The organism is Leeuwenhoekiella sp. MAR_2009_132, from assembly GCF_000687915.1.
GTDB lineage: Bacteria > Bacteroidota > Bacteroidia > Flavobacteriales > Flavobacteriaceae > Leeuwenhoekiella.
Window position 1 is genome coordinate 1,815,337 of record NZ_JHZY01000004.1, and the last position, 17,877, is coordinate 1,833,213.

The 17,877-nt window shown below is 38.1% G+C and carries 10 protein-coding genes; 6 read left to right on the forward strand and 4 right to left on the reverse strand.

From position 1 onward, the window contains the following. Window positions 1-11: 11 nt before the first annotated feature. A complete protein-coding gene (locus P164_RS16240; protein WP_028377379.1) occupies window positions 12-467 on the reverse strand; it encodes a nucleoside deaminase in 456 nt (151 codons plus the stop codon). Window positions 468-653: 186 nt separating this feature from the next. Between P164_RS16240 and dxs the strand changes: the two genes are divergently transcribed. Next, entirely contained in the window at window positions 654-2,423 is a 1,770-nt protein-coding gene (gene dxs, locus P164_RS16245; RefSeq protein WP_028377380.1) for a 1-deoxy-D-xylulose-5-phosphate synthase, read from the forward strand. A 1-nt stretch (window position 2,424) separates the two neighbouring features. Here the strand turns inward: dxs and dgt are convergent, their stop codons facing one another. Continuing rightward, the gene (gene dgt / locus P164_RS16250; protein WP_035900175.1) at window positions 2,425-3,753 is read right to left on the reverse strand and encodes a dGTP triphosphohydrolase; all 1,329 of its coding nucleotides are present in this window, start codon (window positions 3,751-3,753) and stop codon (window positions 2,425-2,427) included. A gap of 189 nt (window positions 3,754-3,942) precedes the next feature. Between dgt and P164_RS16255 the strand changes: the two genes are divergently transcribed. Beyond that, a complete protein-coding gene (locus P164_RS16255; RefSeq protein WP_028377382.1) occupies window positions 3,943-6,726 on the forward strand; it encodes a TonB-dependent receptor in 2,784 nt (927 codons plus the stop codon). A gap of 41 nt (window positions 6,727-6,767) precedes the next feature. Then, entirely contained in the window at window positions 6,768-7,937 is a 1,170-nt protein-coding gene (locus tag P164_RS16260; RefSeq protein WP_028377383.1) for a hypothetical protein, read from the forward strand. Window positions 7,938-8,070: 133 nt separating this feature from the next. Here P164_RS16260 and aspS read toward each other — a convergent pair whose 3' ends face one another. After that, the gene (aspS, locus tag P164_RS16265; protein WP_028377384.1) at window positions 8,071-9,819 is read right to left on the reverse strand and encodes an aspartate--tRNA ligase; all 1,749 of its coding nucleotides are present in this window, start codon (window positions 9,817-9,819) and stop codon (window positions 8,071-8,073) included. 169 nt (window positions 9,820-9,988) lie between these two features. Between aspS and P164_RS19145 the strand changes: the two genes are divergently transcribed. From P164_RS19145 to P164_RS16275, 3 genes are read left to right on the forward strand one after another with little or no spacing between them, the layout of a single operon-like run. Further along, window positions 9,989-11,320 (forward strand): carboxypeptidase-like regulatory domain-containing protein, encoded by a 1,332-nt coding sequence (locus P164_RS19145; protein ID WP_199907796.1) that lies wholly within the window; start codon window positions 9,989-9,991, stop codon window positions 11,318-11,320. Further along, window positions 11,299-12,966 (forward strand): TonB-dependent receptor domain-containing protein, encoded by a 1,668-nt coding sequence (locus P164_RS18845; RefSeq protein ID WP_199907797.1) that lies wholly within the window; start codon window positions 11,299-11,301, stop codon window positions 12,964-12,966. The genes P164_RS19145 and P164_RS18845 overlap by 22 nt, the downstream gene beginning before the upstream one ends. A gap of 10 nt (window positions 12,967-12,976) precedes the next feature. Beyond that, entirely contained in the window at window positions 12,977-14,290 is a 1,314-nt protein-coding gene (locus P164_RS16275; protein WP_028377385.1) for a RagB/SusD family nutrient uptake outer membrane protein, read from the forward strand. Between the two features lie 74 nt (window positions 14,291-14,364). Here the strand turns inward: P164_RS16275 and P164_RS16280 are convergent, their stop codons facing one another. Next, on the reverse strand, window positions 14,365-17,877 hold the full coding sequence (locus P164_RS16280; protein ID WP_035899943.1) for an efflux RND transporter permease subunit: 3,513 nt from the start codon (window positions 17,875-17,877) through the stop codon (window positions 14,365-14,367).

Below are 17,877 nucleotides of genomic sequence, written 5' to 3' on the forward strand. Positions count from 1 at the left end.
CTAAAAGTAAACTAATTAAGATTTCGTTTTTCGATAAAAAAGCGCTTTAGAAGTGCTGCTGCCTCATTTTGCATCACCCCACTGCTTACCGTAGTTTTAGGATGTATCTGGGTGCCCATTTTTTTAAAACCTCTCATTTCATCAGAAGCTGCAAATACAATACGTGATAACTGACTCCAGTATAATGCTCCTGCACACATTTGGCAAGGTTCAAGCGTCACATAAAGCGTACAATCTTTAAGGTATTTACCGCCCAGATAATTTGCTGCTGCAGTTATTGCCTGCATTTCAGCGTGTGCTGTAACATCGTTTAGGCGTTCTGTAAGATTGTGTGCTCTGGCAATTATTGTATTGTTAACTGTGATTACCGCACCTACAGGAATCTCACCAAGCTCAAAAGCGGTCTCTGCTTCCTGTATTGCTTTTTTCATAAAGTAGTAATCATCAAAAGGTTCTATAAGTGCCATTGTAACGTATTTGAGGAAGTAAGATAAAAAGTTTTAACCATTAAGTACGGTTAAAAATAAAGAGGCTTACAGATATAATAGCGCTTTCTGTATTTAAGAAACTTCATGACTTTTCTAGAAAAATGCGTTCATATCATTTTTATAGAGGAAACTAGTTATTTATTGAACATCGGCTACCTTTGTTTTATGAAGTATCGTGTTTTAGAAACTCTTGACGATCCGGCAGATTTACGCAAATTACCGGTTAAAGATTTGGCTGAAGTTGCAGCAGAGTTGCGGCGTTTTATTATAAATATCGTTGCAACAAAAGAAGGTCATTTAGGAGCAAGTCTGGGGGTAGTAGAACTTACTCTGGCATTGCATTATGCCTTTAATACTCCTGATGATAAATTGATTTGGGATGTGGGGCACCAGGCTTATGGGCATAAAATTTTAACCGGGAGAAGATCACTTTTTGAAACTAACAGACAATATAAAGGTATTAGTGGTTTTCCTAAACGAGACGAAAGTATTTATGATACGTTTGGAACGGGACATTCAAGCACATCAATATCTGCAGCTTTAGGAATGGCATTAGCTGCAAAAATTCAAAATAATACAACCAGACACCATATTGCGGTTATAGGTGATGCATCTGTAGCTAGTGGGATGGCGTTTGAAGCGCTTAACCATGCGGGAGACAGCGATGCAAATATACTTGTTATCCTTAATGACAATGCAATAGGTATAGACCCCAGTGTAGGCGCATTAAAAAACTACCTTACGAGCGTAAAAACCGGAAGTCAGGGGCAGGATAATATTTTTGAAGCATTAAATTTTAATTATTTTGGACCTGTAGATGGTCATGATATTGAGAAGCTATTAGAGATTTTTAAAACGCTAAAGAAAATTAAAGGGCCAAAGTTTCTGCACGTAATTACCACAAAAGGTAAAGGACTTAAACAAGCCGAAGACGATCAGGTAGTTTACCACGCTCCCGGAAAATTCAACGCAATTACGGGAGAGTTAAATCCTAAAAGCAAGGATGTACAACCGCCAAAATATCAAGATGTCTTCGGGCTTACGTTAGTTGAGCTTGCGGAAAAAAATGAGAAAATTGTAGGTATAACCCCCGCAATGCCTACAGGAAGTTCGTTAAAGTATATGATGCGGCGTTTTCCGGAACGGGCATTTGACGTAGGTATAGCAGAACAGCATGCTGTAACTCTGGCCGCAGGTATTGCGGCAGAAGGATTGATTCCTTTTTGTGCTATTTACTCTACCTTTTTACAGCGTGCTTATGATCAGGTTATTCACGATGTGGCATTACAACGTCTTCCGGTAATTTTTTGCATAGATCGTGCGGGTCTGGTGGGCGAAGATGGGGCAACACATCACGGCGTTTTTGATTTAGCTTATTTGCGCTGCATTCCAGATTTAATTATTTACGCTCCGCGGAATGAAGCCGGGTTGCGTAACATACTATATACAGCACAATTGGGCTTACAACTTCCTATCGCGATTCGGTATCCACGTGGTCGGGGAAACACTTTAGAATGGCAACTTCCGTTTACAAAAATTGAAATAGGAAAGGCAGAACATCTTATTCAAGGTACTAAACTTGCAATCTTAGCAACCGGCAATTTTACAGATGTAGCTGTAGCCCTTGCTGAAGAATTTAAGGGTGCTGTTTCGGTTTACTTCTTTGGGTTTGTAAAACCTTTAGATGTAAGTGCACTCAAACGTATTTTTAAAACTTACAAGACTGTCGTTACACTTGAAGATGGCGCCAAAGCCGGAGGTTTTGGGAGTGCTGTCGCAGAAGAAGCGGCGCATTTTAAATTTACAGGAAGCCTTGAAATTTTAGGAATACCTGATGCGTTTATAGAGCACGGTTCAACTGCGCAACTTTATACTTCTATAGGTTTAGATATTGAAAGTATTAGACAGAAAATTAAAAGTCTCCTGGCAGAATAACTTATTTCACATCAAGCCCTTTTATTTTTTTGTAATTGCGCAATGCCTTACCGTCTGTCATTGTTGAAACTTCAGCACAAATCTGAATAAGATTAGCGTATAGACTTTTTTCAGATTGATCTACAGGAGCGAGTAGCTTCTGAATAAGCCTGTTGTAATGGGTATCGTGATTATCTAAAGCTTTACAACGTGCTTCAAGAAGCGTTGAGAGAATCTCGTAACCGGCAATTTCTTTTTCAATCACCTCACGACTGTTATAAATACGATTAATACTAAGATTTATGATGTCTGTAATCTGTGCCTGATAAGCACTTTTATCTATTAGAGAATGACTAAAGGTGCCTGCCAGAATTTCTTCTTCATATTTCATAAATGTTTCTACACTCTCGTTAATGAGTGTGCCTATGGCTAAAGCTCTTAAATAACTTACACGATCTGCAGTGTCTTGTAATGCATTGTATTTATTACGGTCTATAGTGTTACCTACCAGTTTTACCATATATTCTAAAGCATATTCTTCAGGTATTAAACCTAGATTAATACCGTCTTCAAAGTCAATGATGGTATAACAAATATCGTCTGCAGCTTCCACTAAAAACGCTAGTGGATGACGTGACCAGCTTAGATGCTCAGCACTGCGGTTAATTAAGCCCAATTCTACCGCAACATCATCAAAGAGTTCTTTTTCAGATTGAAAGAAGCCATATTTTTTATCTGAAATATGGTCTGTAGGTTTATGAGGTAGCGATTCTTTTGGGTATTTAGTAAATGCTCCTAATGTCGCGTACGAGAGACGTAAACCTCCGGGAGCACCCGGCTTACTTTGTGAAAGTACTTTAAAGCCGTTAGCATTACCTTCAAACTTGATGAGATCCTGGTATTCTTTTGCCGTAAGGTTGTCTTTATAACGAGCACCGTATCCGGTTTTGAAAAATTCGCCAATTGCTTTTTCTCCAGAATGCCCAAAAGGCGGATTCCCAATATCGTGCGCTAATGCCGCTGCTGCTACGATAGCCCCAAAGTCATTAAATTGATACCCGTGAATTTGCTCTAAGTGCGGGTATTTTTCGATAATACGTTTCCCTACCATTCTACCCAGGGAACGTCCTACCACAGAAACTTCCATACTGTGAGTAAGTCGTGTGTGTACAAAATCTGTTTTAGAAAGCGGGATTACTTGCGTTTTATCCTGTAAGCTTCTAAAAGGTGCCGAAAATATGATGCGGTCGTAATCAACTTCAAAACCCAGGCGGGTGTCGTCTTGTTCTATTCTTAAGCGTTTTGCAGTGTCGCCCTGACGTTTTAGAGACAGTAATTGCTCCCAGTTCATCATAATTTTCAATTTTGAGCAAGATACATTTTTTGTAAAATTTTTGGTTAATTGATTTATAGCGTTTTCGCAGATCTCTTAACGTTAAGGTAACCATGATGTAACCCCTAGCTTACGAATTGATAACAATGCATTAACCCACTAGCGGTTCTTTAGCAACATCTTTGCAGCGATAAATAAAATCGAACAATGAGACAATTCTATCTGTTTTTACTAGGACTTATAATGACCGCAGGTGCTTTTGCACAAGGTAGCGGAAGTATAGTAGGAGTGTTGAGTGATAAAGAAGTTAACAATGAGCCTTTGCCGTTTGCAACAGTTCAAATTAAAGGAACAACTAAAGGTACGACTACAGACTTTGATGGTTTATACGAGATTGCAAATGTAGAAGCTGGTTCTTATACCGTAGTATTTAGTTTTGTAGGTTATGAGACTGTAGAAATACCTAATGTCATTGTAGAGGCAGGTAAAGTAACTACAATTAATACAGGTCTTGGTGCTACCGCAGCAGCATTAGATGAGGTGGTAATTACGACAACTGTTTCAAGAGAATCTGAGGTAGCACTGCTTTTAGAACAAAAAAATGCCACTTCAATTCAACAAAGTATTGGTGCAGATGAGTTAGCTCGTAAAGGTGTTAGTGATGCAGCAGCAGCAATCGCTAAGATTTCTGGGGTTTCTAAACAATCTGGAGGCTCAGGTAATGTTTATGTGCGTGGTCTGGGTGACCGCTACTTAAACACAACCTACAACGGTTTGTCACTTCCTTCAAATAATATTGAACGCAAGAATATTAATCTTGATCTGTTTCCTTCAGACATTATTCAAAATGTTGCCGTTAGTAAAGCGTACTCTACTAAATTTTACGGAGATTTTGCTGCATCAAATGTAGATGTAATTGCTAAGGACTATAAAGGTCAGGGTTTTTTAGACATTTCACTAGGCACAGGAGTTAATTCCCGCGCATTAGGTAAAGATTTCGTGCGTAGTGAGGGTACTGGTTATTTCGGTTTTTATAACCGATATGACAATAATCCTTTCGCAGTAGTTCTTTCTCAACCTGTAGATCCTGTTGATGGTGGTCAGCCTATAAATTTAAACGGGAGTATTTCTGGTGGCACCTCTTTTAATTTTAAAAATGATACGCGTTTAAGTGTTTTTGCAACTGCATCTTTTTCAAATGACTTTGAATATAGAAGAGGTTCACAAGCAGACTTTACCAGTGAATATAAACAGCGTTTTGATGATGTTGAAGAATTTGAATACTCTACAACAACAACAGCGATGGCAAACTTAATTTATCGCATTAATAGCAAACACCACATTTCATATAATTCCTTATTCCTAAACAGTTCGTCAGATGAAGTAGGAGATTATGGTATTGATGGGACTGGTACAAACAGAGATGCAATCATCAATACAGATGAAGGGTTTTTTGTACGGAATATTCTTTTTAGCCAGGATATGATTTTTGTAAATCAGCTTTCTGGAGATCATCAAATCAATGATAAATTTGAACTTAGCTGGGGTGTAGGATACAATCGAGTATTTGCAAGACAGCCAGATCGTAAGCGATTTACACTTGAGAATTATCAAAACGCTTTAGATAATGATCCAACTACAAATCCTTCTTTTTACAATAATACAAATTTTGACAACCAGCGTTATTTTCAGAATATCGAGGACGAGGAATTAAATAGTCGTTTAAATCTTGAATACACGGCATCAGAATCTGTAAAATTTAATTTTGGATATAACGGTAGAACTAAAACTCGTGATTTTGACAATACGAGATACGGTTATGATTTAAATCAGCCACGTACCGAGGTGACCGATATCAACAACCTGGATGCGGTATTTAATCTTAATAATTTATCAACGGTTTACGATACCTACGTGTTTAGACCTCTTGCTCCTGAAATCGGACTTACTAATAGAAACTTACCAGGTAATTTAGAAAATACTTATAATGGTAAACTAGATATTCATGCAGGTTACGTGAACGCTGAGATAACAACAGGTGACTGGTTATTTGTGCCTGGTATACGTGTCGAATCATTTAGACAATCTATCGCTTATGATGTAATTAACTTAGGTAATAGTGGAGTTGGTGAAGCAAGCGGTTATGACAATTTTTACTTGCCAAGTTTAAACGTGAAGTACGGTTTGAATGATGATTCTAATCTTCGTTTTTCATTTTCAAAAACAATTTCTTTTCCAGAATTTAAAGAGGTTGCGCCGTTTGTATATGAAGATGTAACTCAGCGAGTAGGAGGTAATCCTGACCTATTAAATGATCCTGCGGTTTCAAACATATACAATCTTGATTTAAAATACGAGTGGTTTTATGGTAAGGGTGAGTTACTTTCTGTATCTGCTTTTGGTAAAGAAATCAATGATCCTATAAACAAGGTAATCGCAAATGATGCTACAGGTACTCAACGTTATTTTAGAACAGGCGATAAGGCAAATGTATATGGATTAGAGCTTGAGCTGCGCAAGAACCTATTAATGGATGAGGATGATCAATCTACTCTTTCTGCTGGGCTAAATGCGACTGTGATGAAAACAGAACAAAAACTTAAAAGCTCAGACGGACTGTTCTCATCTACTCTTGATCGTACAGATGAACTACAGGGTGCATCGCCATTTTTGATTAATGCTGATTTAAGTTACAGCCCTACACGTTTTAAAAATTACAAACCCGTAGCCAATATTATCTACTCTTATTTTGATGATCGTATAGAGGCACTTGGAGCTGGGCAATTGGGCAATATCGTTGAGAAAGGAGTGCATAATCTTGATTTTGTATTGCGTAATGAATTGGGTCGTGACTGGGAGATTAATCTTAGTGCTAAAAACTTACTAGATCCTAATATTCAATATTTTAGAGCAGAGTCTGCTGGAGATATTATTATCTCAAATTATAAAAGAGGTATAGATATGAGCCTTTCTGTAAAATATTCATTCTAAAAAATAATAACCAAAAAAATTAAACTTAACACTTAAACAAAATGAAAACTAATTATTTATTTTCAAGCTTGCTTGCGGCGGCGATTCTTTTCGCGGGTTGTGAAGCAGATGATACAGCAGATATCGTTATCAATGTAGACGGAAACGGTAATGGTAGTCCAGTTGTAGGAACTGAGTTAAAAGGAACTTATACAAGTGATCTTACACTTCAGGCTGGTCAAGAATATAGTTTGACTGATGCTCTGGTTATGGCTCCTAATACAAAATTAACTATACCAGCCGGTACTGTAATTAAAGCAGCAAATGGTGCAAATGCATATGTGGCTATATCTCAGGGTGCAGAAATTGATGCTCAGGGGACAGCTACAAATCCTATAATATTTACTTCAGCGGCTGCTTCACCAGCGGCAGGTGATTGGGGTGGTTTAATTATTTTAGGTAAGGCACCTATTAACTCTACCAGTGGTTCAGCAACTTCAACATCAGAGATTGGTGCGTTGCCTTACGGTGGTGGTGATGCTTCAGATTATTCTGGTGTAATTAAGTATGTGCGTGTAGAATATTCTGGAGGAGCAGCTGACGGTCAGTCTGAAAATAACGGTTTTTCATTTTATGGGGTTGGAAATGGTACGGTAGTCGATCACATTCAGGCTTATAAAGGAAAAGATGATGGTGTTGAGTTTTTTGGAGGAACTGTTAATGTTAGTTTTATTTCTGTAATTGATGCAGAAGATGATTCTGTTGACTGGACTGAAGGTTTTTCAGGGACATTGAACAATGTTTATATTCAGCACGGCGCTGCACACGATAAAGGTATTGAGGCTGATGGATACAATACAGATATAGGGAATAACTCAAACCCTGTTTATTTTTCTGCTCCTAACGTAAGAAACTTAACAATTGTAGGTCAGGGAAATACACCAGATACTGAAGCTGTACGTTTGCGTGCAGGTACTCAGGGAATTTTCACTAACGTTTCAATCACAGGCTTTGAAGAAGGTTTTGATTTAGATGGTGATATGGGAAATAGTCCTACAGGACAAGGTGTTGTAGATGATAAACTTCAAGTAAATGATGTTTTATTTACAAATGTTACAACTAAAATGAAAAATGACACAGCTTTTGAATTCACGATTGCTGATTTCATTTCTGGTGACGGTGATGGTACAGGTACCGATTATACTACGTGGAGTAGTGGTTGGACTAAATAATATTTATTTTAATTTGCCAATAAAAAACCCGGACAAGCGTCCGGGTTTTTTTATGTTCACCTTTTAGGTAGTATACAAAACACAAGAGGGATGCTCAAACGAGCATCCCTCTTGTGTTTAAAGCTATTGAGGTTTATAAAGTAACCTTTAAATTCAATTCTTTTAATTGAGCATCGTCAATTTTTGCAGGAGCATCTATCATTACATCGCGGCCCGCGTTGTTTTTAGGAAATGCAATAAAATCGCGTATGGTTTCCTGACCACCAAGAATCGCTACCAAACGGTCTAGGCCAAAGGCAAGACCGCCGTGTGGAGGTGCACCGTACTGAAATGCATCCATAAGAAAGCCAAATTGTGCCTGAGCTTCTTCTTTAGTAAACCCAAGGTAGTCAAACATCTTAGACTGGGTTTCTTTATCATGAATACGTATCGAACCTCCACCTATTTCGTTTCCGTTTAAAACAAGGTCATAAGCGTTTGCTTTAACGTCGCCGGGGTTGGTGTCCAGTAATTCCATTTGGCCCGGTTTAGGCGATGTAAATGGGTGGTGCATCGCGTGATAACGCTGCGTATCTTCATCCCATTCTAATAATGGGAAATCTACTACCCAAAGCGGTGCAAATTCGTCAGGTTTACGCAAGCCCATGCGGTTTGCAAGTTCCATACGCAAGGCGCTCAATTGCGTGCGGGTTTTTAGGCTTTCGCCGGAAAGTACACAAATCAAATCGCCAGGTTTTGCGTCTGTAGCTTCTGCCCATTTTGCCAAATCTTCCTGATCGTAAAATTTATCTACGGAAGATTTAAAGCTTCCGTCATCATTACATTTTACGTAAACCATGCCTAAAGCGCCTACCTGTGGTCGCTTCACCCAGTCGATTAATGCATCTATTTCTTTACGGGTATAACTTCCGCCACCGGGAACAGCAATACCTACAACAAGCTCAGCCTCGTTAAACACTTTAAATTCTTTGTGTTGAGTTACAGCATTCAATTCGCCAAACTCCATCCCAAAACGAATGTCTGGTTTATCGTTACCGTATTTAGACATCGCCTCGTCATAAGTCATTCTTGGGAAGTTTTCGATCTCAAAACCAACGACTTCTTTCAGCAAGTGTTTAGTTAATCCTTCAAAAATATTCAAAATATCCTCCTGCTCAACAAATGCCATTTCGCAGTCAATCTGCGTAAATTCGGGTTGGCGGTCTGCACGTAAATCTTCGTCTCTAAAGCATTTTACAATTTGAAAATACTTATCCATACCGCCTACCATAAGCAATTGCTTAAAAGTTTGTGGCGATTGCGGAAGTGCGTAAAATTGACCTTCGTTCATACGGCTGGGTACCACAAAATCGCGGGCGCCTTCTGGTGTAGATTTAATGAGATACGGCGTTTCAACCTCTATAAATCCTTTATCTGAAAGATAATTACGAACGGCTATGCTTACTTTATGTCTAAATATTAATTTCTCTTTCACTGGATTACGACGTATGTCGAGATAGCGGTATTTCATACGTAAATCCTCACCCCCATCTGTGCTGTCTTCAATAGTAAAAGGAGGTGTTTTTGCCTCGTTTAAAACTTCAAGTTTTTCTACCAGAAGTTCTACATCCCCCGTGAGCATTTTTGAGTTTTTAGATTCGCGCTCGATTACAGAACCGGTCACTTGAATAACAAACTCACGACCTAATGTTTTTGCAAGATCCATAACATCTTTAGGCGTGCGCTCTTCATCAAAAATAAGCTGGGTGATACCATAACGATCTCGTAAATCAACCCAGATCATAAATCCTTTATCTCGTGATTTTTGTACCCAACCGCAAAGTGTTACGGTTTCATTTATATGTTCGGCGCGCAAAGCTCCATTGTTATGCGTTCTATACATCGTAATTTATTTGAGGTACAAATTTAAGAAGTAATTGTTCTAAGTATACTAAACTGAGTGAAATTTGAAATAATCATTTAAATGTCAATATTTACAATTATATGTTAATAAAAATCACAATATTTGATAATACTTTGATATTTTTAAGTTTTAATTAAATAAACTATTTATGAAGCAATTTAACTTTTTGTGGTATTTAAGGGTTTTATTTTTCTTGAGCATATCCGTGGGGGGATTTGCCCAAGAGACAATAACGGGATCTGTAAAGAGCAGTAGCGGAGGTACTATACCTTTTGCAAATGTTATAGAAAAAGGTACTTCTAATGGTACAACAACAGATTTTGATGGTAATTTTTCGATTAAAGTAAGTGAATTACCTACAACATTAGTTTTCTCAACTTTAGGTTTTACATCTGCCGAACGCAAAATCACTGATGCCAGTGCTGTAACTATTGTTTTGCAAGAATCAACAGAATCTTTAGAAGAAGTTGTAGTTACGGGTCTTGCAACCTCGGTAAAGCGATCTAATCTTGCTAATGCAGTAGCAACAATATCTGCGGAAGCTTTAACAGGAACAACTGCACCGCCTACATTAGACGCTGCATTATACGGTGAATTTCCGGGAGCGGTAGTAAGTGCAAACTCTGGTGCGCCGGGAGGAGGTTTAAACATTAAATTAAGAGGAGCAACGTCTATCAACGGAAACACACAGCCTCTTTATATTATTGATGGGGTTTATATTGACAACTCTTCAATAGCATCAGGTTTAAATGTGGTTTCTGCCGCTGCCGCAGGAGGTAGCGCGTCTAACCAGGATAACCCCTCTAACCGTATTGCAGATATAAACCCAGAGGATATAGCAAATATCGAAATCTTAAAAGGAGCATCTGCTGCAGCTATTTATGGCTCTCGTGCAGCTGCCGGGGTGGTTATTATAACCACTAAAAAAGGTAAAACCGGAGAAACACAATATAGTTTCTCTCAAAATTTAGGTTTTACAAGTGTCATCACATTATTGGGTATGCGTGACTATACAGAGCAACGCGTATTAGATTCTTTTGGAGCAGATGCTGCTGCACAGTTTGTACAGGCTCAAAATCAAAACAGGCTGGTAGATTATGAAAAAGAGATGTTTGGTCGTAAAGGTCTGGTGAGCAATACTAACTTTAGTATGAGTGGAGGAAGTGATAAAACACGCTTTTACTCTGGGGTGTCTTATGTTTCTGAAAACGGGATTGTACAAAATACTGGCTATGATAAAATCTCTTTACGTCTAAATCTTGATCACCGTGCTGCAGATTTCATTAAATTAGGATTAAGTACAAACTTTATCAATTCGTCTTCAGATAGAGGGTATTTTAATAATGATAATACAGGAACTTCAATAGGTGTGGCACTAACCGCTACAACACCGTGGTTGCAATTATTTCCTGATGCAAATGGGAATTATCCTAACAACCCGCGGGAGCCTCTAACATTTTGCAAACCCGAGATCTGGTAACAAACCGTGAGAAAACAAATCGTTTTATAATGGGTGGTACAGCTAATATAGATTTATATAAAGCTGAAAAATCAAATCTTGAGTTGATATTAAGAGGAGGACTTGACTTTTACAATCTTGAAACCATTGCTTTATTTCCTAAAGAATTACAGTTTCAACAACCAGAACAAGGGGGAGTAGATGGTGTTTCTGTTCAGGGAGCAAACTCAAACAAGCAATACAACCTATCTGCTTTTCTGGTACACAATTATACGGCAAGTGAACGTCTTGATTTTAGAACACAGTTGGGTATTACTAAAGAAGTTTTTGACAGAAATTCTTATTTAATCACTGCTACAGATTTAATTGCTTCAGAAAGTAATGTAGATCAGGCAGGAAATATAGGGGTTAATCAGTTTAGATTGAAGCAGCAGGATGCGGGATTCTTTGTTCAGGAAGAGATAAATTTTGAAGATAAGCTTATCGCTGCCATCGGGGTACGAGGAGATAGATCATCTAACAATGGTGATGCAAATCAACTCTATTACTATCCTAAAGCTTCACTTGCAGCAAACATTCATGAATTTGGTTTATGGGAGGAAGACTCTTTCTTAAACCAACTTAAATTAAGAGCTGCTTATGGGGAAGCGGGTAACTTTCCTTCTTACGGAAGTTTATTTACCAGCTACTTTGCATCTTCAACAGGAGGATTATCAGGTATTAGCTTGTTAGGTACTTTAGGAAATCCAGATCTTCAGCCAGAACGTCAAAAAGAATTTGAAACAGGTATCGATATTGGTCTATTAAACAACAGAATTACAGCTTCTGTAACCTACTACGTTAAAAAAGTAGATGATTTGATTTTACAAGCAGCAAAAGAACCTTCATCAGGTTTTGATTCTGAATTTGTAAATGCAGGAAAACTTCAAAATAAAGGTATTGAGATTAGCCTTGATGCAACTATTGCTCAATCTGAAAACTTTAGCTGGGATGCAGGAATCAACTTCTTTAAAAACAAATCAAAAATCACGCAGTTAGATATACCGGCGTTTAACATAGGTGCTTTTGGAGCAACTTTAGGAACTTTTAGAATTGAGGAAGGTCAAAGTGCTACACAGATTGTAGGTATAGGTCCTAATCCAGGTGAAAATGGTCTACAAAAATTTGGTGATGCAGAGCCAGATTTTCAAATAGGTTTCAATAATAACATTAAGTATGATAATTTTTCACTTTCTTTCTTATGGCAGTGGAAAAAGGGTGGTGATAACATAAATCTTACTAATCTTTTAAGCGATCTTAACGGTACAAGTCACGACTTTGATACCATTGATCTTGATCCTGACGGTCAATTAGGAAACGGTCCTTACCGTGTAAGTCAGTTAGGTTCTTCTGCAAAAGTATTTGTGCAGGATGCATCTTACATTAGATTGCGTGAGATTGGTTTGTACTATACGTTACCTTCAGGAGTGCTTGATAACTTCTTAGGTGGTACATTTAGTCAGATAAAATTAGGATTTTCAGGAACTAACCTAATCAATATTTTTGATTACAACAGTTATGACCCTGAGGTTTCAAACTTTGGTTCAAATGGAATATTTACAGGAGTTGAAGTAACACCGTTTCCATCTTCAAAACGTTACTTGTTTAACGTATCATTTAAATTTTAATCGCTACACTATGAAAACATTTAAATATATAAGTATGCTTTTTCTTGCGGGGACGTTAAGTGTCTCGTGCGAGGTTGATGAGTATTCTAATCTTAATGGCCCCGAAGTATCTGATATTGTTGCAGATCTTTCTAGAGGAGATTTAAGGGATTTAGTAGGAGGAACTTTTTATTCGATGCGTAACCGTTTAGGTACGTATTATGATGATGTGGGTGTTGTAGGTCGCGAGTATTTTAGATTCTCAAGTTCAGACCCGCGATTTACTGCAGATTTATTGGGTGGTGAGAATTCAGTCTTAGACAATAATACATTTTATACCACCGGCCCCTGGTCTGCACGATACCGTACGGTAAAAGAATTAAATATTATAAGTGATGGTATTGCAAATTCTACAGCAGATTTTACAGAAGCAGAGCGCAATGCAACTCGAGCATATGCAAATACGATTAAAGCGCACGAGTTATTGCTGAATCTTAATCTGATGGATGAAAATGGGATACGTCTTGATGTGAGTGATCCTAATAATCTGGGACCAATTGTAGGTAAAGCAGAAGCGCTTACAGGAATTTTAGGTCTATTAAATGAATCAGCTACACTATTAGCTAATGCAGGAGATTCTTTTCCGTTTGAATTTCCGGTAGGTTTTACGGGTTTTGATACGCCAGCAACCTTTTTAGAGTTTAACAGAGCTCTTGCCGCTAGGGTAGCATTATATCAAGAAGATTATGCAGGAGCTTTAAATTATTTAAGCAATTCATTTCTTGATTTAACTGGCGACTTGGATACTGGTGTTTATTATAGTTTCTCTTTAGATGCTACAGATTTACCAAACCCTATGTTTTTCCCACTAAATGCATCAACTGCTGGGGCACGAATTGTACAATCTAGTTTTGTTACAGACGCAGAGGCAGGTGATACCCGTTTAGGTAAAGTAGTTCAGCGCGATGAGTCCTTAACATTAGACGGTCTTACGGGTAATTATGATGTGTTTCTTTATCCTTCACAAACGAGTTCTATTCCGTTAATTCGCAATGAGGAGTTAATTTTAATATACGCTGAAGCAAGTATTTTTACTACTCCTGCAAATGCGGTTACTGGTATTAATCGCGTGCGCACAGCAGCAGGGCTTACAGCATATACTGGTGCTCAAACAGAAGCAGCATTAATTGATGAACTTCTAAAGCAACGTAGATATTCATTATACGCAGAGGGTCATAGATGGATAGATGTTAGAAGATATGATCGTTTAAATACGTTACCTCTTGAGCGTCCTAATGATGATGTATGGAGTTCATTTCCTATTCCGCTTAATGAAAATGAGTAAATACCCACAATTAGTTTAAACTGAAAATGGCTGCCTTAAAAGGCAGCCATTTTTTATATGAGGTATTTTGATTATTACTCGATTTCCTGAGTTTCAGCTTCAACAGATGTATTCTTTTTTCCGTGAATACGCAGTTTAAATTTATGTACCATTAAATACAGTAACGGCACAATAATTAGCGTTAAGAAGGTAGCTATAATCAGACCGTAAATTACAGACCAGGCTAATGGACCCCAGAATATTACATTGTCCCCACCAATGTAAAAACCGGCGTCAAACGAACTAAATAAGCCAAAGAAATCTATGTTGATACCTATTGCAAGCGGTATTAAACCTAATACTGTTGTGATAGCTGTTAGAAGTACCGGTCTTAGACGGGCACGACCACTTTCTACAACTATATCTATAACTTCACTTTTAGGAAGTAACGCGTCGTCATCAAGGTCAAGCTGTACAATTCTACGATCTACTAGAAGTTGTGTATAATCTAATAGTACAACACCATTGTTTACTACAATCCCGGCTAACGAGATTATACCCATCATCGTCATCATAATAACGAAAGAAGCTCCCGTAATTAGAATACCTCCAAAAACACCTATGAAGCTCAAGAAAATTGCTATCATAATTATAGTAGGCTTAGAAATAGAAGAGAACTGAAAAATAAGAATAAAGAATATTAATGCAAGACCGCCAAAAAACGCTCCCATTAAAAACTGCATTTGCTTATTTTGTTCTTCAATCTGACCGGTATAATCAATATGAATACTGTCTGGTAAGGCTGTAAAAGACTGCATTTCTGCCTGTATTTTAGTAACCACGGCAGTTGCATCAACAAAACCAGGGGCTAAGCCCGAATAAACAGTTACAACACGTTTAGTATCTCTGTGTTTAATAGCACTAAAAGACGAGGTGTTTTTCTTTGTAGCAACCGCAGAAACCGGAATTTCTTTAATTACCCCTGTCGCAGCATCTCTAAAAGTTATATTTTGATCAAATAATGCCGAAGTATTGTAACGATCGTCTTCTTCAAAACGTACATTAATATCATAATCTTCTCCGTCTTCCTTATAAATACCCGCTTTCTCACCAAAAAGAGCTCTACGAAGCTGGTTACCTACCTGACCGCTGGCAACACCCAGAGCACCTGCTTTCTCACGATCTACAATAACTTGCATTGCCGGTTTAGCACGGTTAACATCAATCTTTAATTCTTCAATTCCGGGTATGTTTCTAGAGTTGATAAAGCTGCGCATATTTTCAGCGGTAGCGATTAACTCATTGTAATCTGTGCCTTCAAGTTCGATATTTATAGGATATCCCGCCGCAGGACCTGAAGCATCTTTTTCAACCGAAATGGCTACACCCGGGTAAGCATCTGTCAATTCAGACTGAACACGGGTACGTAATTCTTCAGAATCTGCACCATTACGGAATTTGTACTCCCGCATAGTCGCTGTAATCTTAGCACGGTGTGGCATTTCTGCTGCACTACCACCATCTGTCTGTGGATTTCCGGCGCCTTCACCCACTTGTGAAACAGCACTTTCTACCAGAAAATTGAAATCTCCGTTAAGGTAGCGCTCATCATTAAGAATAGCATACACGCGCTTTTCAATATCTTTTGCGATGGTATTTGTCTTAGAGATATCTGTTCCTTCAGGATATTCTATATAGACAATTATTTGGTTGGGTTTATTGTCTGGGAAAAATTCGATACTCGTACGTTGTGATCCTACCGAAGCTCCAAATCCTATAAATACAAGAATTAGTAGTAGGAAAGTAGAAATTACCAGAACAGAAGGTTTTCTTCCTTTTAAGGCCCAGGTTAAAAATGATTTGTATTTGTTTTCTAACCAAACCAAGCTGTGATTCTGAAAATATTCTGCAGCTCCTTTTATGCTGTATTTATACAGCCAGAAGATAATTGCAGTTACAATCATTACAGAACCTATACCGCGTATAGCACCGCCGAAAATTAGAATTAAAATACCTATTGGCACTAAAACCAGTGTAAGTCTAATTAGCTGTTTTCTGGTTAGAATTTTCTGGTCAACATCCATAAACTTACTAACCAACATCGAGTTGATGAATATGGCCACAAATAATGAAGAGCCCAATACTACAGAAAGTGTGATAGGGAAGTAAATCATAAACTGCCCCATTACGCCTGGCCAGGTCCCTAACGGAACAAAGGCAGCCACAGTCGTAAGTGTAGATATAATAATAGGAAATGCAATCTCACCAATACCTTTTTTTGCGGCTTCAATACGGGACATTCCTTCTTCATCCATCAAGCGATAGACATTTTCTACCACTACAATACCGTTGTCAACGAGCATCCCCAGACCCATAATAAGGGCAAAAAGGATCATCGTATTCATCGTATATCCTAAAGCATTCAGGATCATAAATGACATGAACATAGACATTGGGATTGCAAAACCTACAAAAAGTGCATTTCTAAACCCAAGGAAAAACGTAAGTACGCCTACAACCAGAATAATACCAAATATGATGTTATTAACCAGATCATTTACCTGGTTAATTGTCTTTTCTGATTGATCGTTTGCAGTAGTTATTTTTACGTCTGGAGGAAATTCATTTGCCTGTGCTTCTGCTAAAATGGTGTTGATTTTCTCAACCGCCTCAACCATGTTTTTACCAGATCGTTTTTTAACGTCGAGCATCACTACATTTTCTCCCCATTCGCGGGCATACGTAGTTTTGTCTTCTTCTTTAAAAGTGATACTTGCTATATCCCGTAAGTAAACAGCTCCGTTTTGAGACTTAACAATAAAATTCTCAAGCTCTGAAGGTTTTTGTATTTCGCCAAGTATTCTAATGGTTCGGCGTTGTCCGCTGTTAATTAAGTTACCGGCAGCCATAGTCATGTTGCCATTGCGAATGGTGTTTAGGATATCGTCAAAACTTACCTGCGCAGCATTCATTTTAGTCACATCTACAGCAACTTCAACTTCTTTATCCTGAGCACCACGTATAGAAACTTCTTTAATTTCCGGAAGGTCTTCTATTTCATCCTGAAGGTATTCTCCAAACTTTTTAAGTTGCTCTACCTGATAATTCCCCTGAATATTCACATTAAGAATAGGCTGTTCTTCAGATAAGCTTAAGTCAAATACATTAGGTTCAACTTTAACACCGTTTGAAACCGGCCAGTCTTCATTTGCCTTTTCAGAATCTACCTCGTCTTTAACTTCTTGCTTAGCGCTTTCTACCGAAATATCATCTTCAAATTCTATGGTGATGAGGGCATAATTTTCTTGAGAGGTAGAGGTAATCTCTGTTACTCCCGAAACATTTTTTAAACGGTCTTCAAGAGGGTCTGTAATTAATTTTTCTACATCTTCAGCAGTATTCCCCGGGTAAGGAGCAGATATGTAAATTTTAGTTTCATTAATTTCAGGAAATGCCTCCCGTGGCATAACATAATATGCGATACCACCCATTACCAGAAGTAAAGCCATTATGACATAGATCACGGTGGGGTTGTCTATCGCCCAGCTTGACATGCCAAATTCTTTATCTACCTGATTTTTTTTCTTACTTATTTTCTTTTCGCTCAT

What these genes read in the sequence shown, in the direction of transcription:
- dxs (WP_028377380.1), top strand. Translation starts at nt 654, where the DNA reads ATGAAGTATCGTGTTTTAGAAACTCTTGACGATCCGGCAGATTTACGC.
- P164_RS16260 (WP_028377383.1), top strand. Translation starts at nt 6,768, where the DNA reads ATGAAAACTAATTATTTATTTTCAAGCTTGCTTGCGGCGGCGATTCTT.
- dgt (WP_035900175.1), bottom strand. Translation starts at nt 3,753, where the DNA reads ATGAACTGGGAGCAATTACTGTCTCTAAAACGTCAGGGCGACACTGCA.
- aspS (WP_028377384.1), bottom strand. Translation starts at nt 9,819, where the DNA reads ATGTATAGAACGCATAACAATGGAGCTTTGCGCGCCGAACATATAAAT.
- P164_RS16280 (WP_035899943.1), bottom strand. Translation starts at nt 17,877, where the DNA reads ATGAGCGAAAAGAAAATAAGTAAGAAAAAAAATCAGGTAGATAAAGAA.
- P164_RS16240 (WP_028377379.1), bottom strand. Translation starts at nt 467, where the DNA reads ATGGCACTTATAGAACCTTTTGATGATTACTACTTTATGAAAAAAGCA.
- P164_RS16275 (WP_028377385.1), top strand. Translation starts at nt 12,977, where the DNA reads ATGAAAACATTTAAATATATAAGTATGCTTTTTCTTGCGGGGACGTTA.
- P164_RS19145 (WP_199907796.1), top strand. Translation starts at nt 9,989, where the DNA reads ATGAAGCAATTTAACTTTTTGTGGTATTTAAGGGTTTTATTTTTCTTG.
- P164_RS16255 (WP_028377382.1), top strand. Translation starts at nt 3,943, where the DNA reads ATGAGACAATTCTATCTGTTTTTACTAGGACTTATAATGACCGCAGGT.